At 43.0% G+C, this 24,779-nt stretch carries 19 protein-coding genes and 1 riboswitch; of the genes, 1 reads left to right on the top strand and 18 read right to left on the bottom strand.

The features are described 5' to 3' along the window. Window positions 1–357: 357 nt before the first annotated feature. From IEW67_RS08950 to manA, 8 genes are all read right to left on the bottom strand, one after another. Window positions 358–1,179 (bottom strand): carbohydrate ABC transporter permease, encoded by an 822-nt coding sequence (locus IEW67_RS08950; protein WP_188632732.1) that lies wholly within the window; start codon window positions 1,177–1,179, stop codon window positions 358–360. After that, window positions 1,179–2,114: a carbohydrate ABC transporter permease gene (locus IEW67_RS08955; RefSeq protein ID WP_188632733.1), complete on the bottom strand. Its 936-nt coding sequence runs from the start codon at window positions 2,112–2,114 to the stop codon at window positions 1,179–1,181. Before IEW67_RS08955 ends, IEW67_RS08950 begins: the two co-directional genes overlap by 1 nt. A gap of 158 nt (window positions 2,115–2,272) precedes the next feature. Further along, entirely contained in the window at window positions 2,273–3,565 is a 1,293-nt protein-coding gene (locus IEW67_RS08960; protein ID WP_188632734.1) for an ABC transporter substrate-binding protein, read from the bottom strand. A gap of 101 nt (window positions 3,566–3,666) precedes the next feature. Beyond that, window positions 3,667–5,088, bottom strand: a complete 1,422-nt coding sequence (locus IEW67_RS08965; protein WP_188632735.1) for a response regulator — start codon at window positions 5,086–5,088, stop codon at window positions 3,667–3,669. After that, window positions 5,085–6,515, bottom strand: a complete 1,431-nt coding sequence (locus IEW67_RS08970; RefSeq protein WP_188632736.1) for a sensor histidine kinase — start codon at window positions 6,513–6,515, stop codon at window positions 5,085–5,087. The genes IEW67_RS08965 and IEW67_RS08970 overlap by 4 nt, the downstream gene beginning before the upstream one ends. Beyond that, on the bottom strand, window positions 6,512–7,498 hold the full coding sequence (locus IEW67_RS08975; RefSeq protein WP_229671723.1) for a sugar-binding protein: 987 nt from the start codon (window positions 7,496–7,498) through the stop codon (window positions 6,512–6,514). Before IEW67_RS08975 ends, IEW67_RS08970 begins: the two co-directional genes overlap by 4 nt. A 122-nt stretch (window positions 7,499–7,620) precedes the next feature. After that, a complete protein-coding gene (locus IEW67_RS08980) occupies window positions 7,621–8,322 on the bottom strand; it encodes a copper homeostasis protein CutC (RefSeq protein WP_188632737.1) in 702 nt (233 codons plus the stop codon). Window positions 8,323–8,414: 92 nt separating this feature from the next. After that, window positions 8,415–9,371, bottom strand: coding sequence for a mannose-6-phosphate isomerase, class I (manA, locus tag IEW67_RS08985; RefSeq protein ID WP_188632738.1), 957 nt, complete (start codon window positions 9,369–9,371; stop codon window positions 8,415–8,417). A gap of 126 nt (window positions 9,372–9,497) precedes the next feature. On the opposite strand from manA, the gene IEW67_RS08990 reads away from it, so the two are divergent. Next, a complete protein-coding gene (locus IEW67_RS08990) occupies window positions 9,498–10,034 on the top strand; it encodes a GNAT family N-acetyltransferase (RefSeq protein WP_188632739.1) in 537 nt (178 codons plus the stop codon). A gap of 226 nt (window positions 10,035–10,260) precedes the next feature. Here IEW67_RS08990 and IEW67_RS08995 read toward each other — a convergent pair whose 3' ends face one another. From IEW67_RS08995 to IEW67_RS09040, 10 genes are all read right to left on the bottom strand, one after another. Continuing rightward, complete coding sequence (locus IEW67_RS08995) at window positions 10,261–12,246, bottom strand: PTS fructose transporter subunit IIABC (protein WP_188632740.1); 1,986 nt, start codon at window positions 12,244–12,246, stop codon at window positions 10,261–10,263. Window positions 12,247–12,341: 95 nt separating this feature from the next. After that, a complete protein-coding gene (locus IEW67_RS09000; protein WP_188632741.1) occupies window positions 12,342–14,258 on the bottom strand; it encodes a BglG family transcription antiterminator in 1,917 nt (638 codons plus the stop codon). A gap of 131 nt (window positions 14,259–14,389) precedes the next feature. Continuing rightward, window positions 14,390–15,244 carry an ROK family protein gene (locus tag IEW67_RS09005; RefSeq protein WP_188632742.1) on the bottom strand — a complete coding sequence of 285 codons (855 nt, stop codon included), beginning with the start codon at window positions 15,242–15,244 and terminating at the stop codon, window positions 14,390–14,392. A 101-nt stretch (window positions 15,245–15,345) separates the two neighbouring features. Beyond that, the gene (locus IEW67_RS09010; RefSeq protein ID WP_188632743.1) at window positions 15,346–16,860 is read right to left on the bottom strand and encodes a sodium:solute symporter family protein; all 1,515 of its coding nucleotides are present in this window, start codon (window positions 16,858–16,860) and stop codon (window positions 15,346–15,348) included. Between the two features lie 311 nt (window positions 16,861–17,171). Further along, window positions 17,172–17,278: riboswitch (SAM riboswitch) on the bottom strand. A 74-nt stretch (window positions 17,279–17,352) separates the two neighbouring features. Then, the gene (tkt, locus tag IEW67_RS09015) at window positions 17,353–19,347 is read right to left on the bottom strand and encodes a transketolase (RefSeq protein ID WP_188632744.1); all 1,995 of its coding nucleotides are present in this window, start codon (window positions 19,345–19,347) and stop codon (window positions 17,353–17,355) included. A gap of 57 nt (window positions 19,348–19,404) precedes the next feature. Further along, the gene (gene ulaA / locus IEW67_RS09020) at window positions 19,405–20,760 is read right to left on the bottom strand and encodes a PTS ascorbate transporter subunit IIC (protein ID WP_188632745.1); all 1,356 of its coding nucleotides are present in this window, start codon (window positions 20,758–20,760) and stop codon (window positions 19,405–19,407) included. Between the two features lie 17 nt (window positions 20,761–20,777). Continuing rightward, on the bottom strand, window positions 20,778–21,062 hold the full coding sequence (locus IEW67_RS09025) for a PTS sugar transporter subunit IIB (RefSeq protein ID WP_188632746.1): 285 nt from the start codon (window positions 21,060–21,062) through the stop codon (window positions 20,778–20,780). Between the two features lie 17 nt (window positions 21,063–21,079). Then, on the bottom strand, window positions 21,080–21,517 hold the full coding sequence (locus IEW67_RS09030) for a PTS sugar transporter subunit IIA (protein ID WP_373288509.1): 438 nt from the start codon (window positions 21,515–21,517) through the stop codon (window positions 21,080–21,082). 19 nt (window positions 21,518–21,536) lie between these two features. Continuing rightward, complete coding sequence (locus tag IEW67_RS09035; RefSeq protein WP_188632747.1) at window positions 21,537–23,492, bottom strand: BglG family transcription antiterminator; 1,956 nt, start codon at window positions 23,490–23,492, stop codon at window positions 21,537–21,539. A gap of 330 nt (window positions 23,493–23,822) precedes the next feature. Beyond that, the gene (locus IEW67_RS09040; protein ID WP_188632748.1) at window positions 23,823–24,593 is read right to left on the bottom strand and encodes a DUF817 domain-containing protein; all 771 of its coding nucleotides are present in this window, start codon (window positions 24,591–24,593) and stop codon (window positions 23,823–23,825) included. Window positions 24,594–24,779 lie beyond the last annotated feature (186 nt).

Here is a 24,779-nt window from a genome sequence, read left to right on the forward strand (position 1 = left end):
CATGTGGATTCGGACTACCTGGACTGCCCAACAGCGGGGTGCGCAAAAACACACAGTATTGGGTATTGTGATATTCTCAAATTTTATACTTTCTTATCTGATTAGAAAAACGCGGCATTCGCCTCGCCTTATAGCGAATGCCGAAGCTTTTCTTATAAGGTCAACCATTTTATACTTTCTGACGTTATAAAAAAGCATGACACTTGATCTTGCGCAAAGAGAAGTTTGCGGTTTTCCCGCCCATGTTTGCGCGCTCGGGGACATGTTTGCGATTTCCCGCCCATGTTTGCGCTCTCGGGGACATGTTCCGGATTTCGCGCCCATGTTTTACTGTTGCGGCATGATCATTCCAATTTCCTAACCTTTCACAGATCCGGCCAGAAGTCCGCGGACGAAGTACTTACCAAGCAAGATATAAATGAGCAGCGTGGGCAATGCTGCCACCACCGCCCCGGCCATTTGCACATTCCATTGCACAATCTGGCTTCCGGAAAGATTCTGCAGTGCCACCATCACCGGTTGCGTTTCATTTGTCGTCACCGTAACGGCAAACAAGAACTCATTCCAAATGTTCGTGAACTGCCAGATGGCCACAACGACAAACCCGGTAATCGACAGCGGAATCATAATATGTCTGAAAACACCGAGAAAGCTGGCTCCATCAATTTTGGCCGCTTCAATCATTTGATCCGGAATATTGGCATAAAAATTGCGGAACATCAATGTGGTAATCGGAAGTCCATAGACAACATGCACCAGAACCAGCCCTGCGATTGTATCATAGAGCCCGATGCTGCGTATAAATTGAATCATAGGGATCAGGATGCTTTGATAAGGAATAAACATGCCAAATAAAATAATCGTGAACAGCGTTTCCGACCCTTTAAATTTCCACTTCGACAAAACATATCCATTCATAGCGCCCAATAACGCAGATAGCAGTGTTGCAGGTACGACCAAATAAACACTGTTCATAAAGTTTGGAGCCAGTTCTTTAACCGCCTGAGTATAAGAACTGAAATCAATCGATGTCGGAAATGCCCACATATGTTCCAGCGATACTTCATCCAATGGCTTCAAACTCGTTACAATGATGACATAGACCGGCATCAGGAACAAAAGAGCGAAGAATACCAGAATGATATACTTCATGGTTTTTCCAAGTGAAAATGATGCCATTAATGATCACCCTTTCTGCTGTTCCATAAATACGGGATGATGAATATTGCTACCACCAGCAGCATGATAATGGCTATGGCAGCACCATTTGCATAATTATTGCCTTTAAAGGTTGTTTCATACATATACACAGCCGGAACATCAGTTACAAAGTTTGCCCCTGATCCGGTCATGGCATAAATCAAATCAAATATTTTCAATGACATATGCGCCATGATAATAATGACACTGACCGTTATCGGCATCAGCATCGGAATAACAACTTTCCGATATATTTGAAATTCACTGGCTCCATCCATACGCGCCGCTTCACGCAGCTCATCGGGGATCCCGCGCAATCCTGCCAAATACATTGCCAATGAAAACCCCGTCATCTGCCACGCTGCTGCAATGACAACTGCGATAATTGCCACCGGTACACCGAATTCTATTTGACCCCATTCGAAACCAGCCAGAATATTCGTATCCGTATACCATTTTGGGGTGATGCCAAAAAACTTCAGAAACTGGTTAAAGCCTGTTGACGGATTGAGGAGCCACTGCCATACAACACCTGTCACAATAAATGACAGTGCCATCGGAAACAAAAAGATATTGCGGAACAAAGACTCCCCTTTTAATTTCTGATCGATTAATATACCTAACCCCAGACCCATGACTATAACCAGTCCGATAAAAAGGATTGTAAAAAATATCGTATTCCGCAAATCCGCTTGAAATCGGTAATCTTGGAATAAATTGATGTAGTTTGCCAACCCGGCAAAAGAAAAATCAGGTACCAGTGTACTCCAATTACTAACGGACACGTATCCCGTCCATCCGATGAATCCATAAACAAAAATCAAAATAAGAATCACAGATGGAACGAGAAACCCCACCGCCGTCCAGTGATCTTTCGTCAATTTTTTTCTGTTTTTACTTGTTACGTACTCCAAATAGTACCCTCCTTGCTTAGGGTTCTTTTCCTCTAATGTCTTATTTGTAAATTTGCTCTCTATTCTTCAATAAGGTTGAGAATCTCCTTTGTAAAGACGTCTCCCTCACAAATCATGAAGAGGCTGCCCCCAATTTCAGGCAGCCCCGTTTTTTACCATTACATTTCAGATGAGGCATCTTTCAATGCTTGGATAAAATTATCGACATCACGCTGTGTAACAAATATGTTCACTGCCTGATTTGCTTTGGTCAAAAATCCGGCCGAAGCGGCAGACCCGTGCGCTAAACTAGGCACTAAGCTTGATTCGCCAAAGTCTTTCATAGCTTCTTTTCCATATGCGTCATATTTCGATTCATCAGCATCTGTACGGGCAGGAATCGAACCTTTTAATGGGTTGAACACATCCTGAGCTTCAGTCGAGCCGAGGAATGTCAAAAATTGCTTAACGTCATCCGGATTTCCTACGCCTTTTGGCAATCCAAACGTATCGGTAATAACCTGAAACTCACCTTTGGTCCCAGGAAATTCAAAGTAACCGAAGTCTTCATTCGTTTTCATGTCCAAGTCATTGACAAAATAACCTTTTGCCCAGTCACCCATGTTAAGCATGGCTGCTTCTCCGTTAGCAACAAGCTGAGCAGAATCCTGCCAGTTTCGAGCTGCATGGTCCTCGTTCACGCTATCCAGAATTTTTCCGAACGTTTCAGCCGCTTCAATGACACGCTCATCATCGAACGGAATCTCACCTTCGAATAATTTCTTGTAATCATCCGGACCAAGTACACCTAACAGAACGTTTTCAAAAATTTGGGTCGCGGGCCATGAGTTTTTATCCCCTAAGGCCACTGGCGTCACACCGGCTTCCTGCAATTCTTCAGATGCTGCAAAAAATTCCTCAAATGTCTCCGGCTCTTCAATACCGTTTTCTTCAAATACTTTTTTGTTGTAAAAAAATACATTTCCGCGGTGAATATTGACAGGTACAGAATAAATATTGCCATCTTTACTGACCAGATCAATTAAATCTTCCGGGAATTTCTCCTCCCAGCCATTCGCTTCATAAAGATCGTTAAGCGGCTGCATTTTATCAGCGGCCACCCATCCCTCATTCAATTCATCGCCACCGTGAACCTGGAACGTTGATGGCGGATCATTACCTTCCATTCGTGTCGCAAGCACTGCTTTCGCATTCGTGCCGGCACCGCCCGCAACAGCGGCATTCTCAATCGTAATATCCGGATTTTCCTTCTCAAATAAATCAATTAATGCCAGTAACCCGTCCTCTTCACCAGCACCGGTCCACCAGCTGAAAATCTCAACGGTGCTGGCATTTTCATCGCCCTCTGACCCTGAGTCCGAACTTCCTTCTGCCTCATCCGAATCACCACTGCATGCGGCGAGTACAAGAATCAGTATCAGCATAAAAAAAGCACCATAACGTTTCTTCATGAAAAATCTCCCCCTTTTTATGTTAGCGTTTTCAATTTCCATTATAAAATTTTTCTGAATAGTGATGGGATATTATTTTCTGTATTTTTTTATGATTCCCTTCACTTTTTAAAGATTTGCTGTTGAAACTTTTTCGGAGACATGTGATTGTGCTTTTTGAACACTCTGCTGAAATAATTCGGATCATGATACCCAACCATATAACTGATTTCCTTCAAAGAGTGTTCATTTTTTGCAATCAAACGTTTCGCTTCACTCAGTCTGCGCCCGGTTATGAGTTCAACAAATGTCATACCAAACACGTCTTTAAAAACATTTGAAAAATAATTGGGGCTTAATCCAATATGGGCAGCTATATCCTCCAGCGTAACCCCTTGCTTATAATACGCATCAATATATGCTGTCACTTTCTGCATAAACAGTTTGGAGTGATAATGATCCTTTAATTTCAAACAACAAAGGCTGATAAAATGTTGCCATTCTTCCTCAGTATCCAGTTCGGAAATGGAATGTCCGGGCAACGAAAGATTCTGTTCCGCCATTAAACGCTTTATCTTGAAATAAAACTCCTCATGCTGTTCTGCTGAGAAAACGTTCTGATTATCCTTATAAAGTTTCACAGCTTCATCTTCATTTCCTCTTTCAACCTCTGATAAAATCTGAACTACACGATCAGACCGATCATGTTCAACATTGATTTTTTCGTTAAATCCGTACTGTCTGCCATCCTTTTTTTTCAGTTGATATACGGCTGTAAGCGCATCATGATATGATGTCGGAAAATGATCCAGGGCTGAATAGGCATGCCCCAATCCCACATAACAATCGTCGCCAAAGTCCAATTGAATTTTACGGGCTTGTATCAATAATTCAGCGTTGTTCAATTCTGAGTCTGCCAATATACAGCAGACTGCGCGCTGATCTGCGGCATCCACAATAAACCGATGTTCCACGTGGTTGGCAAGCTTCGTCTGAATCACTTCTTTATCAGGAAGGTGCGCCATTTGAATAACAAGAAAAAAACCACTTGTATATGCAGGAAGATAATTCTTCATTATCGTGTATGCTTCTTTTTCCACCGGTTGATGCATCAATTTTGCCATCAGCCGCTCCTCAATTAACGCACGCTTTTCTGCCTGCTGCTTGACTTCATGCTCAATCTCTTGCCTTACCCGCAAAATCGACGCAACAATTTCTTCCTGTTTACCTGGTTTTAAAATATATTCCTTTATTCCGTAATGCATGGCCTGTTTCGCAAAATCAAACGAATCATACGCAGACACCAGAATATATTTGCTTGACGGATTTATTCGCTGGATTTCTGCAATCGCTTCCAGGCCATTAATTCCGGGCATTTTGATATCCATAAAAACAATATCAGGCGGGGACTGTTTCACCTTTTCGATTGCTTCCCGTCCGTTCGCAGCCTCACTTATGGCAGTAATATCAGAAAAATGGTCCGTAAGAAATTTCCGCATGGCTTTACGTTCCAATAATTCATCCTCGGCAATCAGTATCCTCATGCCATTCCCTCCTTGTCGTACGGAAGTATTAACCTGATTACAGTTCCACTGCCGGGTTCGGATTCCATTTCAACCATATGGTCCTTCCGAAAAAAGAGCTCCAGCCGTCTAATAACGTTTGTTAACCCAATTCCAGTTGAATGGCCGACATGCTCTTCTTGTTGATTTGTCCGGGAAATGATCTGATCGACGATTTCCTGGCTCATGCCAATCCCATCATCGCGAATTTCAACTATCACATGATCATGCTGTTCATAGATTGCCAGCGAAATGGTCCCACCTTCTTCTTTTTCTTCAATCCCGTGGATGAAGGCGTTCTCAACTAATGGCTGTAACGTTAACTGCGGCACTTCGATATCCAGACAGTTCTCATCTATATCCAATTGAAAGGTTACCCGTTCAGAAAATCGTACGTGTTGTATGTGAAAATAATCCTGAACAACTCGCACTTCATCCTTCAGTGACACACGATGATCAAGTTCACCAAGACTGTGCCGGAGCAATGCTGCCGCAGAATCGATTAAGCCGGATGTTGATGTGGCGTCTTCCATATAGGCCATTTTAGAAATTGTATTTAATGTGTTAAATAAAAAATGAGGATTCACCTGATTTTGCAGGTGCTTCAATTCCATTTCTTTGACTAACCGATCAAGTTCAGACTGATCCTGGACTTCTTCAAAAAGATCATGAATATTAGTACGCATTTGATTAAATGTATCCCCGAGTAATCGCAATTCATCGTTTGTTCGAATATGAACCGGCTCACCCTGCAATTCGCCACTGGCTACTTCCTTAGCCGCAGCTGACAGTTTCCCAAGTGGACGGGTGATCCCTTTTGAAAACCAGATTGCAAAAAATATGGCTAGCATAATCGTCGTCAAAAACATAAACATAATAAAGAACATAAAGTTATGATGACGCTGCTGCAAATCTTTATAGAAAGATTGATAGGCTGTTAATTCCAGGTTAATAATTTCCAATGTCGATTCGGAAATATAATCCGATGTATTGCCGGCCTCTTCCAAATGGTTCATATACTGCTCCGTATCATCTCTTAGAACAGAACCTACCGTGAGATCCGTTTCATAGATAAACGTCTCGATCAGATTTATATAATTCTTCATTTCGATCGTCTCAATATAGTAGAATGTTTCCGATAACTGATTCAGACTATCTTCCAAATCCGCTTTTATGTGAAAATAAGCATCAGAGTTTTCGGCGTTTGGTTCGTTAACAAAGGACTTCGTTGTCGAATATAGTTCAGATGCGTGTTGGGAAATGTTATTTAGCAGCAGGAAACGCTGGAAGCTATCATTATATGTATCTGTCAGCTCGCTGGAACTGACAAAGATGGCAATAGCTGTTACCTGGAACAAAAGGATAATCGCAAAGAAATAAACAACCAGCTTACCACGAATCGTCTTCATTGCAGTTCACCATCTTGAAGGGAAGTTAAATCACCTTGCTTAATCACTTTTGTTTCAGTATATTTTTGTTTGTCCAATATATCATGATCCTGCAATTCCATTAGGACATTAACCGATTCTTTTCCCATCTCTTTCGGGTACTGAGCAATGGTAGCATCGATTTTTCCTTCCCTAATCAGCTTTAAAGTTTCGGGAAGCAAGTCGAATCCGATGATGGTGAATTTTTTATTGGCTGCGATTTGCTGAATTCCATCCACAATACCGATGCCATCGAGTGCACTGGTTCCGAGAAACATGTTTATGGACGGATATTGTTTCAACAGTGAATAGGCTGCTTGTGTCGCACCAATTGATGTAATATTGGATTCTTTTATATCGACAACCTGGATGCGGGGGGTGTCTTTGATAGCATCCTTAAAGCCCTTCAACCGTTGTTGCTGATTGATGGCATTGAACCGTCCTGTCACAATCCCTACATGCTGTTCGCCATCAGTCGTTTCGATAAGCGACTTTGCGGCCAACTGTCCCGCCCGGAAGTTATCGGTCCCGACATAGGCTTTCCGCTCACTATTTGGCACATCTGTATCTACGGTAATAATCGGCACCTCACGTTCAACCGCTTTATGTACCAATTCCACAAAGCGCTCACCTTGCACGCCCTGCACGATAATCCCGTCAACTTTGGCGGAAATCATCCGATCTAATAATTTTAGCAGTTTGTCATTATTCGCCCTCTTTGGAGCGAGGTACTCCAAATAGATCTGATGCTTGGAAGCAGCTTCTTTTGCTCCTTCCTCAATCAGACGCCAATAATCGTTATCCGATTCCTCAGCAATCAGTGCAAAATGATAGGAATACGCAGCAGACTCAACTTTCTCCGTTTGAATAAAAAATGTCTTATAGCCATAAATCAGCATACCAATAAAACTAATACAAAAAACAGTCCCGCTCAACGTATAAATTAATAACTTGGAATGACTCACAGCAACCCCCCCGGATATTTGGAACAGAGTGATCAGCACATTCACTCTTTAACGGCAATTTTTGCAGTCCTTAATCAGCACACGTTTAACATGCAACTGTCCTCAGTCAAAAACTCATGGCATTAATGCTTCCCTTTTTGGATGACGTCCTTTATGCGATTAATTTTTTCATCATCAAACGGATATGAAAAGGAATCATGAAGTCTGACGGCTTTCCCGAAATGATATTGTTCCGCATTTACTGTTTGATGCACATCGGCAATGTTGCCTACATGAAGCCCCCCTCCCGGCATAATGGCTGGTCCGTTTGTTTCTCTCTCCATTTTCACTAATTCATGTAATGGTTCTTTACCGGAAAGACAATCCTTCTTCCCTCCGGAGGTTAGAATCCGTTTAACGTTATGTTTGTATTTCGAAAGTGTTTGATAAGCATCTTGTTGAGAAGGGATCTCATCGAAAGCTTTATGGAACGTCATATCCAACTGCGGATAACGTTCGATGAGGGCTTGCAGTGCAGTTTCATGAACTGTACCGTCATGATGCAGTACACCAAAAACTATCCGTTTTCCTCCCAAATCGATTAATGATTGAATATCTTTCCGAACAATATCCAGGTCATCATCTGAATAGCAATAATGAAAACTATGCGGACGTATCATAACCTGGACCGGTATTGAGACGCTTTCAAACACTTGCTGCATAGTGCCGTAACTGGGCGTTAATCCGCCTTCAGAAATGGCAGAAACAAGTTCAACCCGATCGGCCCCCATTTCCTCTGCTTGCTTTGCTTCCTCGCCATTCTGAACGATAAATTCCAGTAACATATTGATTAACAAACCCCTTTCGTCATGATGTTGTTTCACTGCCGGTAGACAGCGGCCGACTGAATCGACAGCAATTGAAAGTCACTATTCCATTAAACCCACGACACCACAAACTCAGCATCACCTGACATTTCAAATGTTTCAATTCCATGCGGCAAAATGAAGTGGGAGCCTTTCGCGATTTCAAACCGGCTGTCGCTCACGACAAGAACGGCTGTCCCTTTTATAACACTGACCTGCAAAAAATCAGCCACCATTGTCTGTTCCGTATGACCATCCAACGACCATTGACTCACACCAAAATATTCATTTTCAACGCATTTTAGTGTCGTCAAACCACCCGAAACGTCCTTTTCCTGATTCAGCTCGGGAACCTGGTGGGGAACATGCGTTACCGCTGCGGCTTTTTCAAGATGCAACTCCCGCTCATTGCCTTCTGCATCTGTCCGGTCATAGTCATAAACACGATAAGTCGTATCTGAGCTCTGCTGTGTTTCCAAAATAACAATGCCGCTACCGATCGCATGAATGGTTCCACTTGGCACATAAACAAAGTCGCCGGGCTGTACCTTCACACGCCTCAACAGCTTATCCCAAGCACCATCCGCCATCATCTGCTCCAGTTCCTGTTTCGTTTGAGCATGGTGCCCCAGAACAAGCTCCGAACCTTCCTCGGCATCTAATATATACCAGCATTCGGTTTTTCCGTATGGAACACCTTCTACATCACGGGCAAACGCATCATCCGGATGCACTTGTACTGACAGATCATCATGGGCATCCAACATTTTGACGAGCAACGGATAGGCTTCATGATTATCGTTTGATTTATTGAAGAGTTCACCATGGAATTCCCAGGCATCGGCCAAAGTCTTTCCCTTCAGCGGACCGTTTTCGATCATACTCGGACCGTTCGGATGTGCCGAAATGACCCAGGCTTCCCCTGTTTGTTCTGATGGAATATCGTAATGATAAACAGTTTTTAATTTATCGCCGCCCCAGATCTTTTCCTGGAAAACGGGCTGTAAAAAAATCGGTTCGTTATACATTCATACCCCTCCATTAATATTATCATTGCGCTTAAATAATCAATTACGTCACCTTGATTATAGCAAAAATAATCGCTTTTGCACGTATGCTATAATGAATCTATCATGAATAAGCGAGGTATTGCTTTGGAACATCAATCACTCTATATGATCCATGATCTGAAAACAATTCCTGACTATCCCCTACCTGATGGATTTGAATTCAGCTTGCTGACTCGTGAAGAAGAAGGTATACAATGGGCGAAAATCACAACAGCAACAGGTGAATTTCCGGATGAACTTCGGGCATTAAAACGATTCAGAGCTGAACTCGCAGCAACTTTAAACACCGCGCAAGAACGCGTTATCTTCTTAAAGACAGCAAACGGAAAATATGTCGGAACCGCATCTGCATGGTTTGGCAAATGGAACGACGAAACCATCGGAAGACTGCATTGGGTGGAGATTATTCCTGAATGTCAAGGCCATAAACTGGGCCGTCCACTGATTGCTGCATCCCTCAGACTGCTCAAACAACATCATGGTAAAGCATATTTAAAAACACAGCCCCGCAGTCCGGCAGCCATCCATTTATACCTCGATTTCGGTTTTAAACCCGTCATACACGCAGCTGACGAAAAACGCGCCTGGAATCATGTGTTCCACGAGCTTAATAAACATTGATGCCGACTTTTATTAGAAAAACTCGGCATTCGCCTCGTCTTATAGCGAATGCCGAAGCTTTTCTTATAAGGTCATCCATCATTTATACTTTCTGACGTTATTAGAAAAACGCGGCATTCGCCTCGTCCTATAGCGAGTGCCGAAGTTTTTCTTATAAGGTCATCCATCATTTATACGCTCTGACGTTATAAACAAAGGGACAGACCCGCGCCTGCCCCTCCATCACTTACTGAATAGCATCCAGCAGTTCGTATGCTTCTTCTTTCGTTTCGGCATTCATCAATTGCTCCCGGAATGAATCATCCATCAATTTGCGGGAAAGCATTTGCAGGATTTTTAGGTGATCATCGCCTGCTCTTTCTTCCGGTATCGCAATCATGAATATTAACTTCGCAGCCGTTCCGTCAAGACTCTTCCAGTCGATGCCCTCGGGACTGATTCCAAATACAACAGCCGGTTTCCTAACAGCAGCCGATTTTGCATGCGGAATAGCGATGTTCATACCAAGTCCGGTTGTGCTTTCTTTTTCACGGTCAAATATCGCTTGTTTAACCGTTTCTTTAGAAGCAATGCATTTTTCCGCATCCAGCATTTGAACGAACTCATCAACCACTTCTTCCTGTGATGAACCGGATATATTCATGGTCATCAAATCCCGGCTAAGGATATCCGTCAATTTATTAATCGTCACATCTTCTTCGCTCTCTTGCTGATTTGTTCCGACTGCTTGATCATATTCAGCTGTTTGTTCAGCACTATCCACCATATCATCATTCGAATCAATGCCCACTTCTGCTCCTTCAGGTGTTGTCGCAGCAGGTATCACATCTTTCTTAAGAAGATTAATCAACAGTGCTGTGACAACTGTCCCGATAGCGGCGGCTATGAAAAACATCAGCACATTGTCCACCGCACCGAGAACAGCAACGATAGGTCCGCCATGTGCGACACGATCACCAACATGACCAAGCATAGCAATAACCGATCCGGTCATCGATCCGACCATAATACTAGGGATAACCCGGATTGGATCCTGTGCAGCAAACGGAATGGCCCCTTCTGTAATACCAAATAAGCCCATGGTAAACGATGCTTTTCCGGTTTCTTTTTCAGCCGGCTGATACTTGCGCTTGTTCAAAAACGTTGCGAGTCCCATGCCAAGCGGTGGCACACAAATGGCGACGGCAATCGGTCCCATGATGTCATAATTTCCTTCAGCAATCATCGCAGAACCAAACAGAAATGCCACTTTATTGAACGGCCCGCCCATATCAACAGCAATCATCGCGCCGAGAATCAACGCCAGAACAACCGAACTTGCACCCTGCATGCTTTCCAGCCACGTTGTCAGTGATTCAAAGATACTCGCGACAGGTGCACCAATAACAAAAATGAATAATATACCAACAATCAGCGATGCGATAATGGGAATAAAGATAATCGGCATAACCGGCTGCACAGCTTGCGGCACTTTAATCTTCTTAATGCCCAGTACAACATATCCGGCTAAGAAACCGGCAATAATGCCACCGATAAACCCTGCGCCGGCTTCACTACCATAAAAGCTCCCTGTCACGGCAATATAACCACCAATCATCCCTGGAACCAGACCAGGACGATCAGCTATACTGACAGCAATGAACCCGGCCAGAATCGGAACCATGAAACTGAATGACGCATTGCCGATATTCTCAATCTGTTTCCAAAATGAGTCGTCAGGAATACTGATTCCGCCATCTGTCTGTACACCACCGAGTGCCAAAGAAATGGCAATCAGCAAACCACCGACAACAATAAATGGAATCATGTATGAAACACCATTCATTAAATGCCGGTAAATGGGATTTTCCTTATCTTTCTTTTCTTTTTTAACCTGATCCACCGACTTCAAGTCAGACTTATAAACCGGCACATCATCATCCTGAACCCGTTTGATTAATTGTTCGGGTTTGCTTATGCCTTCCTGGACACCAACCACAAGCAACTTCTTTCCGGCAAAGCGTTCTTTGGAAATATCTTTGTCACTGGCAATAATAATGCCATCTGCTTCTTCTATATCTTTTTCGGTAAGCTCATTTTCGGCTCCAATCGACCCTTGTGTCTCGACTTTCATATCAACACCCATCTCATCAGCCGCTTTTTGCAGATTTTCAGCAGCCATGTATGTGTGTGCGATACCGACCGGACACGCGGTGACAGCCAATAGTCGCATAATTGTTGCCTCCTCTTTTTTGTTCTATCCTTATTATAAAACGATTTCAGGTCAAAAAAATAATTCATTTTTACCGGAAAACCGGAAAAAACGAATTATTGCTCGAAAACGGTCAACATATCGGATGTACTTTCCGCCTGGGTCAACTGTTCCACAATCGTAGGGTGCTGACTTATGGAAGCAATGGTTTGCATGAGTGATTGTGTCATTTTCTGATCCTCTTTGGCAATCGCCAGCAAAAACACCACGGAAACCATGTCACGCCCCCATTGTACCGGTTCCCGCAGCACCGCCAAGGATACAACTGTTTTCTTCACAAACTCCGGATCAGCATGGGGTATGGCGATCCCCCCGCCGACAGCCGTAGCGGATGTCCTTTCCCTTAACATGGCACTATGAACAAACGCTTTTTCAGCAAATCCATTTTGAACAAGGTTATCGGCAAGCATTTCAACGATTTCAAACCGGTGTTCCAAAGCCATTCCCATATAGATGGCATCCGTATCCACGAGCTGTTTAAGTTTAGTCATCATTTCTTTTTCGGTTGTTTCTTCCTGATCGATTGATTGGATAAATTGCTCCAGCCGCTCTTTATCATCAGATTCCAGAAGTGGGGACACAACCAGCACCGGAACCTCGGACTCATATATTTCCGTCGTGGATATAAGCATATCAACGTCCTGATTTTCCAAAAATGCCGGAAGCTCTGCTTTTCCAATACTCGCCAGGATGTCTAGCCCCTTGTAGGATTGTTCCAGTTTTGCCTGAAGCAAATGCGACATCCCAACACCAAGGTCACAGACAATCACGGTCCGTTTAGCTGTTGTTCGTTCCTTTTGCATACGTTCAATGGAAGCCTGAAAATGCAGAACAAGATAAGCCGCTTCATCTTCAGGAATATTTAAATTATAGGCTTCATTTATCTTCTCGACAGCCAGAATCACCATACTGAACATGTAGGCATACGTCTTTTTAATATCTGAAAGCATTGGATTTCTGATGGTAAGCCCGTACCGTATACGGTGTAAAGCTGAAGCAAGATGGATTTCGAGGCCATCTGTCAACACCTTGTCATCTCCAAACCGGATCATGGTCATGCGTCTTAGCTGTGCAGTCATCTGGTGGACGATACCAGCCACTAGATCATCCGATTTGACCGCTTGTCCGGCGTGAGCAGTCCGGCAGCTTTCCAGATGCCATGTGAAATAAATATACTCGTCTTTTGGGAACGACAAACCCAGAGCATTTTCCAGACGTTTCAAGAGCCAGGCTGTCATGTGGTAGGTATCCAGCTTCACACCGGTATCATCTGATTGACCAAGCAAAATCGGTGAGCGTTGACGGGTACGTTTAATCATGATCAGCGCATGAATATGCAGACTCTCAAATTCACCTGCCGTCAAATCAATCGGATAATGTATTTGTAAATCTTGCAGGTGCTTTCGGACTGTATTAATTTCATGCTGAGAGAAGAGTTGAAGCACTTGCTGTTTTGGGTACGATTCAGATGGGATCAATTCCGGCAAATTCGCCAGCGCATTGCGTTTATTTAATTCATGTCCATTAATGAAATGACCAAGGCGCTGTTTTGATTCCAGCTTCAGATCGTAACCTTCAAGCCAGTCGGCAATCCGACCCAGTTCATGCCTGACTGTTGTACGATTGGTAAAATACTTTTCAGCAAGACTTGCTAATGTCAGTGGTTTGTTGCTTATAAGCAGCTGGTAAGCCATCTCCAATAAGCGGTCTTTTCCGGTTATTGCTTCAGTCTGATAGATTCGGTTCAACAATTCTGCTTTGTCTTCCCTACCAGCATCAAGCGCAATGCCCATGCCACGCTTGCGTTTTAACTCAGCAGAAGGATAATCTGTGAGCATTGTTTCAATTCTGTTCAAATCATTGCGCACTGTCTTTTCGGAACAATCCAGTTCATCTGCCAAATCTTGTATATGAAAAAAATCATGTAAATCTGTCAGAAGAATGCGCAATAGTTCTTTTTGTCTGCGGTTCATGTGTAACACCGTCCACCATTTGATAAGTCCTAACCTTATCTTAGCTGACATGACGACGCCGTACAATCAAACAGGGACAGCAGCACTGATTGTCACACTCCCGGCAGTATCATACCGGTACACAAACAACATTACATGCCCGCAGTCAGTGCAATAGCGCCTTTCACCCCTTGCTCATCATCCAGCTGTGGTGCCGTGATGAATTCATTCATGCCGCTTAACGTGATATAACCATTCACCAGCTCAGAAACCTTTTGCCGGACAAGCGGAAACAAAACATCCTGCTTCATCACCCCACCGCCCAGAATGATGCGCTCAGGTGACAGAATGAGCGTATAGCCGGCAATGGCATGTGCCAAATAATGACTCTCGATTTCCCATACGTGTTTCTCATCGCTCAAGAGATGCCCTTCTCTGCCATACCTTTTTTCAATCGCGGGACCGGACGCCATCCCTTCAAGACAGTTGCCATGGTACGGGCAAATGCCGGCAAACGAATCATCAGGATGCTTGGGAGTGATGATATGTCCCATCTCCGGATGACTTTGTCCCTGAAATGTCCGACCATCTTGCACCAGACCTGCTCCGATGCCTGTTCCGATTGTCATGTATAAACAACTGTTCACATCTTGTCCGGCACCATGATGATATTCCGCCAGGCATGCCGCATTGACATCCGTATCGACATAAACGGGGATCTGAAATGCCTTCTGCAACCGGCCCAATAGGTCAACATGCTTCCAGGCCGTTTTAGGTGTATTTAAAATCATGCCATATGTATCGCTGTTTTTGTCCAGATCAATTGGACCAAAACTCCCGACACCCAATGATTCCAACTCAACGTTCGAAAAAAACGTCTGTACCTTTGCAAGTGTTTCATCCGGATCCTGTGTTGGGATACTTTGTTTTGCTTGTACGTTTCCGGAACGATCACCGACCGCACAAACCATTTTCGTACCCCCCGCTTCGATTCCGCCTATGAACATGTGCTCAACCCCCAACGATTCGTATCCTTTAAAAAGTTCATTGTATATATAGAGGATAACATGTTCATGTTCTTATTTCGATTCGCCCCACCCCCAACCATTTATCTATCTCTCATAGCAGCATTCACCTTTTGGGTTGTGTGACTAACATCTGCCGTGAAGTAGGGTTCATACGCCTCAACAGGAGGCTTTCTCGTTAAAAATACGGCGATTAAAACGCCTATTAAAGACGCCGTAACAGCTATAACAAACGGGGTAGCAAAGCCCGAAGCCTTAGCCATAACATAACTTACAGAACCCATGATGATCCCTGTATAGGCGCCGGCTCTGTTCATCCTTTTCCAATATAAACCTAAAAAGACAACCAAAAAGAACGCAGACCCAAAACCTCCATATATGTAGACAAATCCCATCGCGATGAACCAAGGAGGATCAATCGCCAGAACGACGGCAGCAATGGCAATTAACAACACACTTAACCGCAGCCATCTTCTAAAGCCCTTATCGGTTACTTTTTTAGAAAAAATGTTTAAATAAACATCATAATAAAGTGACGTTGCACAATGCAGCAGCATTGAATTGGCAGTTGATATGGCGGCTGCACAAATGGCAATCAATGTAACAGCCCCGATAATGGACGGTGTATACTCTTGTATAAGCAATGGCACAATATAATCGGTTGTTTTTCCTTCAGGTATACTTGGAATCAAAACTTTTGCACCAAGGCCGATTACAATTAATGGACTCATAATGAAGATTAAAAGAAATATAGTTCCCATGATCTGTAATATAGCGACTTTGATATTCTGCGGAGCGAGCATTCGTGTCACCCAATGCGGTGAAGCGGGCGTTCCCAATGAATTTGAAATAAAAATGGAAAACAATGCCCCAAAGCTAAAGGTGCCCAAAGGTGATGTGAGCACTCCCTTATCCAGCTCGGGGCCGCCAGCGATCGTGGGAGCTGTGGTGACGGAAAGTGTTTCTAATATACGTGACATTCCGCCGGTAAGCTTCCAGACAACGCCCCCTGCCAGTAGGACACCTATCGTTATGAGAACCGTATTTAATGTATCTGTAGCTGCCACCGACCAAAATCCGCCAAAACTGGTTATCATAATAAATAACAAAAAACCGAATATAGCAATCTCGTAATCAATGCCTGTTATGGTAGAGAACACAATACCAAAGCCTGACACCTGTATATTCACCAACAGAAGATAACCAACAAACATTAAAAAACCAACAATCGCCTGCAACGTACTTTTTTTCTGAAACGGTTCAAATCTATGCCGTATAAATTCCGGAAATGTTCTTGCCGGTAACTCAGGTCGTCTTATTTTGTAAGCAACAATCGGGAGTAAAGCACCTCCAAAGCACCACCCGGCAACCCACCCGATAATAGCCGCAACACCTGAACTGTATAAGTAGCCGGGCACTCCAATAACCGAAGCCACACTGATCCAGGTAGCTGTTGTAGTGCCAATGCTTAACAGCAGGCCAATCTTATGTCCTCCGATTGTGTAATCGTCAATTGATTCTGCAACTTTGAGACTTTTTAAATTGGCCCATACAAGAAAAAATATATAAAAACAGAATACCGTTATGTACCAAAACATAGAGCTTCACCTGCCTTTCGCTTACTTATATTTAAAAATACGACCAGTGGCACCCCAGCGTTTGACGCCTGATTTCTCAACTTTCCAGCAGAGAAATGTGTTTAGTGCAACGCTGAACACCATAATAATAATCCAGATTGTCATGGCAATGAACATCTTAACGCACTCCTTTCCGCCTTTATAATGTTCCTCTTATGCTATGTTCTTTCGAATACATTTTCCGCTTATGATAACGTGTTAAAATGAAAAAGCCCCTTCTCCTTATGAAAAGAGAAGGGACTGACAATCATGTGCGGATTCAGTTCACCCTCTTCTCATCTTCGGAATAGCTTCATTCCTCTGAATTTGGCACCGGGTATCACCATACTGGTTGCCGAGGTTTCTCAGGGTCAGGTCCCTCCACCTCTCGCGATAAGAAGAATAATAATGATTCAAATATTTAGTTCGTTAACATCATAACATGTGCTATCATTTTGTCAAGATTTAATATTTTCACAACAACTTATATCGCTCTGCTACTTTTTCAACTGTAAATCCATATTGCTCAATCACTTCATCTCCGGGCGCAGAAGCACCAAACATATCAATACTCATAACAGCACCGTTGTCACCCGCATATTCCTTCCAGCCGACTTTTGAGCCAAGTTCGACAACAAGACGTTTTTTCAGTTCCGGTTTCAGCACTGCATCCTTGTATTCCTGTGACTGCTGATCAAATAAATCCCAGGATGGCATACTGACAACATCAACATAGATATTGTCATTGGCTAGCCTTGATTGTGCCTCTAAGACCAAATGAACTTCTGACCCTGATGCAAGCAATATTCCTTCAGCATCTTGTTTTGCTGGTGACAGAATGTATGCACCTTTCATGACCCCACTCTCTGCAAGCTCTTGTGTCGCTTCTAAAGTAGGAACACCCTGTCTTCCCAATACCAGCATAGTAGGAGTGGATTGCTGCATTAAGGCAGCCTTCCAAGCTGCTTTCGTCTCATTTGCATCTGCTGGACGAATCAATGACATATTCGGCATTGCTCGGAATGAAGCCAAATGTTCGACTGGCTGGTGTGTCGGACCATCCTGACCGACAGCAATGCTGTCATGTGTAAATATATATGTGATAGGCAGCCCCATTAGTGCCGCCAGACGGATAGACGGACGCAGATAATCCGAGAAGACAAAGAATGTGCTAACAAACGGTCTAAGCCCGTGTAAGGCCATGCCATTGGCAATAGCTCCCATTGCAAACTCGCGAACACCAAACCGTACATTCCTTCCAGCATAGTTTTTCCTGCTTAAATAGTCATGTTCTTTGAGAACCGCCTTATTCGAGGTGGCAAGGTCAGCAGAACCGCCTGTCAATTCCGGTAATTTGGTTCCCAGGTTATTAAGTGTCTCGCTCGCCGAAACCCTTGTTGCAACCTTTTCACCGGTTTCAAAAGCAGGGAGTTCATTTTCCCATCCAGCAGGAAGTTCACCTTTTATGACACGTTCTAACTCTTTGGCTAATTGAGGGTGCTCACTCTTATAACGATCAAACAATTCATTCCATTCAGTTTGTTTTGCTGATCCATTATCACGGATGCTGCTGAAATCCTTATACACTTCATCCGGTACATAAAACGGTGATTCGTAGTCCCAATTATAAAACGTCTTTGCCTTCTCAATCGCCTCTTGGCCTACTGGATCACTATGCGCGTTATGCGTACCTTCAATCCCTTCTAACCCATAGCCGATTACATTTTTAACCTCAATAATGGTAGGCTTAGTCTCTTCCAATTGAGCTTCACGTATTTGTTTAGCGATTTCTTCTGTATCTCTTCCATCTTCAACATATAAATAATGCCAGCCCATTGACTCAAATCGTTTTTGAATATCATCTGAAAAAGATTCTTCCAGATTATCATCAAGACTGACGCCATTGGAATCATAAAGCATAATCAGTTTGTTCAATCTCATGTGACCTGCAAAGGACGCAGCCTCATAAGATACACCCTCCATCAAATCACCGTCACTGCAAATAGCGTAAGTGTAGTGATCAATAACTTGAAAAGCTTGTTTGTTATAAACTGACGCAAGATGTTTTTCGGCTAAGGCCATCCCGACAGCGGCGGGGACTCCCTGGCCAAGCGGTCCGGTGGTGACCTCTACCCCCGGTGTCATGCCATATTCGGGATGACCCGGTGTTATGCTTCCCCATTGACGGAAACCCTTTAAGTCCTCGATTGCTACGTCAAAGCCGGATAAATGCAACAGAGCGTAATGCAGCATTGATCCATGGCCCGCCGACAACACAAAACGATCACGATTAAACCAATTGGGGTCATTCGGATTGATATTCATGAAACTTTTCCATAATGTATAGGCCATAGGAGCCGAGCCAATCGGCATGCCGGGGTGCCCATGCTGAGCATTTTCGACACTGTCCAATGTTAATGTGCGGATTGTATTGATAGACAATTTTGAAACAGATGACGCCGTTTGCATAAAATATCTCCTCCAAAATAATTATAATACCGGGAGCCGCCAATGCTCCCAGCAATATTAACTTTCTTCCGGTTGTTGTTTACCTGCTTTCGCTTTGATTAAGATAGCAGCGATACCTGTAATGATAATGGCCAGTATTATTCCGAACTGCCCCATAAACTTAGCAATGTTACCCAATACAATTCCTACAACCAGGAAGTCTGTATCTGAGAAGGTTGTCGCAGCATCCCCAAGATCGCCGAGCAATGGCAAAAATAGAATAGGCAGAAACGTGATAATCAAACCGTTGACAAAAGAACCAGCTACCGCTCCTTTTATACCGCCTGTGGCATTTCCAAATACGCCTGATGTAGCACCAAGGAAGAAATGGGGGACAACGCCAGGTAGTATGACGACACCTCCTGTAATGAATAGAACGAACATTCCGATAACGCCGGCTACAAAACTGGAAAAAAAGCCAATCAGAACAGCATTCGGTGCGTAAGGGAATACAATCGGGCAATCCAGTGCCGGTTTTGAGTTTGGAACAAGCTTCTCAGAAATACCTTTGAACGCCGGTACAATTTCAGCCAAAATCAGACGTACACCAGATAAAATAATGAATACACCAGCAGCAAAGGTAACACCTTGAATTAATGAGAAGACGATATAGTTCGTTCCATCACTCAGATTATTTTCAACAAACGATTTCCCGGCAAATAGTGCAGCAATGATATAAATAACAACCATCGTTAAAGAAATACTGACGGAACTGTCTCTCAAAAAACTCAAGCCTTTTGGAAAATTAATATCCTCCGTGGATTTGGAACCCTTAAAGAATTTACCCACGCCTGCAGAAGACACATAACTGATTGTTCCAAAATGACCAAGCCCAACTTGGTCGTTACCGGTAATGCGGCGCATTGCGGGCTGCGCCATTGCCGGCAAAAATGCCATAAGCAATCCTAATGCGACAGAACCGACGACAATCAATGTTGTACCAGTTAGATCAGCGACGGTTAAAATAATAGCTAGAAACGCTGCCATATAAAATGTGTGATGACCTGTCAGAAAGATATATTTCAAATTTGTAATGCGTGCGATAATAATATTGATCAGCATACCGAAAATCATGATCAATGCCGCGGTCGACCCGTAATTTTCCAGAGCAATTGAAATGATTGCCTCGTTATTTGGAACAACACCTTGCACGCCAAAAGCTTCCTGGAACATATCACCAAACGGGGTTAAGGAACCCGATACAACGCCAGCCCCGGCACTCAGCACAATAAAACCCAGCAAAGTTTTTGTTGTACCTTTTGTTATATCAGCTGCAGATTTCTGTTGCATGATCAAACCAACGAAAGCGATGATGGCAACCAAAACTGCCGGTTCACTAAGAATATCAACTAAAACCGATAATGCTGCTTCCATTCCGCTTCACTCCTCTATTAAATTAAATTTTTTTCTTCAAGTTTCACGTTTAATTTTTCTTTTAATTCATCTTTATCAAGAATATTATCCAAGACAATCAGTTCACCCATTCCTTCTAAGTTATCGGCAAGGTCCCTCCCGCAGATAAAGATATCCGCCATGTCCGAGGCAGCTGAACCCAAGTCACTATGCTCCACCTCCAAATCATCTGGTGCTCCCAATTCCGACAAAGCCTGTTTAGCATTCATTTCCACCATGAAACTGCTTCCCAATCCATGACCACACACAACTAAAAATTTCATTTTAAAACGCCTCCTCTTTACTGTTTATGAATGATATTAAGAATTTCTGATGTGGCAGCACTTTCTTTAAGCTGTTTTACTTTGCCGCTATCATTCAGAACATTAGCCAGTTCCGATAGCATATCTAAGTGCTGTTCTTCATCGACGGCAGCCAATACAAAAACCAATGAAGCATAATGGCTGTTTTCCGCAAAATTTATACTCTGATCAAGTTTTAATAGACTCAAACCAATTTTCTTAACATGATCATCAGGTCTGGCATGAGCAATTGCAATCTCGGGCGCAATGACAATATATGGCCCAAGTTCGTTTACATTTTCAATCATGGCGTTGACATAATCATCCGTTACATATGCATGCTCAACCAAAGGCCGGGCAGCTGATTGAATCGCTTCTTCCCATCCATTAACCTGACGTTTAATTTGGATCATTTCCTCTGTTAAAACGTGTTCCAGCAAAAGCTATCTCACCTCCTCAAAATCGGCTTACATCCTTCAACAATTCCATCAAACCATGCTTATTTCCTTCTCGTAATTGCTCCATTTTTTCATGATCCTGAAGTATCATAGTTAATTGACGAAGCGCATTTAGGTGTATATGTGGATCAACTGTTGCAAGACATATGACAAATTTAACCGGATCATATTGAGAATGTCCGAAATAGACAGGATGTCGTAGTTTAACAAAGCTGAATCCCGGATGCTTCACACCATGACTCGGTTTTGCATGCGGCAAAGCAACACCATGATCAATAACCATATACGGCCCATTTATCTTAAACTGTTCAATAATTGCCTGCTCATATTCCTGGGTTACGATGCCATTCATAACCAGCGGCTCAACACTCTTTCTAACAGCTTCCTCCCAGTTTGCTGCCTGTTCGTTCCACCTGATGCAAGATTCCGGCAGAAGCTCATTTAATGCCGGGCCATTTGAGAGCCCGCTTTCAATTGCATTTTCCCGTTCAGCGTTCAAGAACCCGTTTAATTTTTCCCGGTCTCCTTTTGTTAAAAATGGTGAAACCTTGATAACCGGAACCGGAAACTCAGGTGTTGGGATGGTTGTTATAATCAAATCAATTCGATTAGCCGTAAAGTAATTAGGGTCAATATCATAAACCGAAAACGAATCATACACCTTAAGTTCCGGATAATAATTTTCAATTTTGCTTTTCAGTAATTGTGATGTTCCGACACCGCTTGCACATACCAGCAACACTCTGAATTCATAACGCGTTTTTTCCAATTTACGTTCAATTGCCGATCCAATGTGCATCGCAATATAAGCTGTCTCATCATCATTAAATGTTACATTAAAGGCATTTTCCATAAGTGACAGGTTTGAATTTACAGCAGCAATCGTGTTCGGATAACGCTCCTGAATCTCCTGTTTTAAAGGGTTTTCATTACGCATATGGAATCGCAGCCGGTATAAAGCCGGCTTCAGATGAACAAGCAAACCATTTAACAAGGTTGAGTCGGTAGTTAAATCAATTCCCATGTATCCACTCATATGTCTGATGAAGACTTCCAGCGAATCTGTCAGCGACTCTTCTTTTTTAAATTCATCAGCCATTTCCAAGTCAGCCTGTTTCGCTCCGAGCAGATGCAGGGTTATATAACCTGTCTCGGATTCAGGAAACTTAAGTGAGAATTGTTCTTCTACCTCTTGTTGAATACGTTCTGCGATGGCAAATTCTTTTTCTTTCGCCAGCTTTTGAAGTTCTTCTTCAGGCATCGTTATGTTACATTCATTTCGAACCCTGTGAACGGTTATGGCGATATGAAAAACAAGTCCATCTCTCGCAGTTTGAACAATACTGTAATGCGGCTCTTTTTCAAGAACACTGTCAATTGAACGATTGATTAATGCTATCTCGCTGCTGGTCAATATTTGAATACCAGAAGGAACGACACCACCTTGATAATGCTTGATTAATACCTCAACATATGATTCCCGGTATCTCTGCTCTTCCCCCTTGATATGAAAACCCTTATTCTGCATGTAATCTAATTCCAGATCATGTTCTGACAACCAAATGTGTACTTCTTTCAAATCCTCTACAATAGTTCTTCTGGAAACAAATAATAGTGATGCGAGTTGACCGGAACTTACGGGCTTCAAGGATTCAAACAGCGTTATTAAAATTTTTTCCTTCCGTTCTTCAGGCGATAAATATATTGTCATCTCGTTACCATGATCACCTGCAACCTGTTGCTCAAAAGCAGAGCTGCTAATCAACTGAACGCCTGAACGCTTGTCCCGTTTCACTTGAGCTCCATGATTTTTGGCGTAATACTCAATGTTTTCAAGATCGTACTGAATACTTCTTTCACTGACATGGAAAAGGTTCGAAAATTCCCTGATTGACGTAAACCCTTTATTTTGCAACATGTGACTGATTATGCGTCTTTGCCGGGAGCTCAGCACTTCTATTCACCTCTTTATATTTATAGTGTAATCGTTATCATGCACCTTTTGTTATGTAATACTTTTCGTTTTAAAATCTGAATAATTTCACATCTATTTTTACTGCCATGATGAGCATACAATGGAGCTTGTTTTCCTGATCACCTCTTATTATACTTTGTGATCTTGCAGCATAATCTGTTCATTATTTAAAAGAGAAATTCCAATAACTCCAAAAATTCCGCACCACTAAAAGTAGTGCGGAATTTTTTATGACTATCCATCCCATTTAGGCAATGAACCGTATTGTTTCTATGACATGGCATATGCGACATTATAGAACAGCCGCGGCTACCCTTGAGCCATTTTCCCTTTAACCTGCTTCAGCGTCGCTACAATAAGAAAGCTCACAATTACCAGCAAAAGCCATGAACTCACTTTTCCCAGATGAACGAGGCTCCATGCATTGGTTTGGTTGGGATACTCCCATGCTCCAAAGAACGTTGCAATATTTTCAGCGATCCATATAAAAAATCCAATAAGCACAAAAGAAAACACGAGCGGCATGCGATAACGCGTCCTGCCAACTTCGTATGTGACCCAAGACCTGTAAAAAACGATAATGACAAGTGCAGACAACCACCAGCGTACATCCGCCCAATAATGGTGGGTGAAGAAATTCAAATAAATGGCAGCTGCAAGCGGTACAACTGCCAAAAACGGTGGCCATTTAACCAGGTCCACCTTTAATCTTCTCCAGGCCTGACAAAGATAACTCGCTACACTTGCATACATGAATCCACTATACAGAGGCACCCCAAAGATTTTGGAATACCCTTCCTCCGGATACGACCACGAGCCCATATGTACTTTAAAGATCTCAAGCGCAAAGCCGATAAGGTGAAACAAGGTGATCACCTTTAATTCATCCCGCGTTTCAAGCCCCGAGCGGATCATCCCCCACTGCATCAATAGAAATATTAGAAGCAGCCAATCATAACGTGGCAGAAATGACAAAGGCAGGATTTGTGTGACCGCCAAAGAGGCAAAAATAACAACCGGAAACAAGCAGGATAAGGCCTGCTCCCAGCCAAAACGAACGAGTTGTTTTATTGCTCTCATTATTTTTTCTTCTATGGATTTTTTCTGAGAATCCCTCTGAATGGTAACATTCACACGTAATTCCCCTCCCCTATTAATTTGATACATTGAAGTAACGGAAAATGGGTTTTGACCTTAAGAAGCCTTCTATCGGACTTTTCAGCGGCGCTTTCCCGCGAGAAGGCTGAAACCGTCAGATAACAATCC

The sequence above is a fragment of the Lentibacillus kapialis genome, from assembly GCF_014646635.1.
Taxonomy (GTDB): Bacteria; Bacillota; Bacilli; order Bacillales; family Amphibacillaceae; genus Lentibacillus; species Lentibacillus kapialis.

Excerpts from the sequence above, each read along its gene's own strand:
- IEW67_RS08950 (WP_188632732.1), bottom strand. The coding sequence starts at position 1,179 with ATGGCATCATTTTCACTTGGAAAAACCATGAAGTATATCATTCTGGTA.
- IEW67_RS08960 (WP_188632734.1), bottom strand. The coding sequence starts at position 3,565 with ATGAAGAAACGTTATGGTGCTTTTTTTATGCTGATACTGATTCTTGTA.
- IEW67_RS08965 (WP_188632735.1), bottom strand. The coding sequence starts at position 5,088 with ATGAGGATACTGATTGCCGAGGATGAATTATTGGAACGTAAAGCCATG.
- IEW67_RS08970 (WP_188632736.1), bottom strand. The coding sequence starts at position 6,515 with ATGAAGACGATTCGTGGTAAGCTGGTTGTTTATTTCTTTGCGATTATC.
- IEW67_RS08980 (WP_188632737.1), bottom strand. The coding sequence starts at position 8,322 with ATGTTACTGGAATTTATCGTTCAGAATGGCGAGGAAGCAAAGCAAGCA.
- manA (WP_188632738.1), bottom strand. The coding sequence starts at position 9,371 with ATGTATAACGAACCGATTTTTTTACAGCCCGTTTTCCAGGAAAAGATC.
- IEW67_RS08995 (WP_188632740.1), bottom strand. The coding sequence starts at position 12,246 with ATGCGACTATTGGCTGTCACCGCGTGTCCGGTCGGTATCGCACACACA.
- IEW67_RS09000 (WP_188632741.1), bottom strand. The coding sequence starts at position 14,258 with ATGAACCGCAGACAAAAAGAACTATTGCGCATTCTTCTGACAGATTTA.
- IEW67_RS09005 (WP_188632742.1), bottom strand. The coding sequence starts at position 15,244 with ATGTTCATAGGCGGAATCGAAGCGGGGGGTACGAAAATGGTTTGTGCG.
- IEW67_RS09010 (WP_188632743.1), bottom strand. The coding sequence starts at position 16,860 with ATGTTTTGGTACATAACGGTATTCTGTTTTTATATATTTTTTCTTGTA.
- tkt (WP_188632744.1), bottom strand. The coding sequence starts at position 19,347 with ATGCAAACGGCGTCATCTGTTTCAAAATTGTCTATCAATACAATCCGC.
- ulaA (WP_188632745.1), bottom strand. The coding sequence starts at position 20,760 with ATGGAAGCAGCATTATCGGTTTTAGTTGATATTCTTAGTGAACCGGCA.
- IEW67_RS09025 (WP_188632746.1), bottom strand. The coding sequence starts at position 21,062 with ATGAAATTTTTAGTTGTGTGTGGTCATGGATTGGGAAGCAGTTTCATG.
- IEW67_RS09040 (WP_188632748.1), bottom strand. The coding sequence starts at position 24,593 with ATGAGAGCAATAAAACAACTCGTTCGTTTTGGCTGGGAGCAGGCCTTA.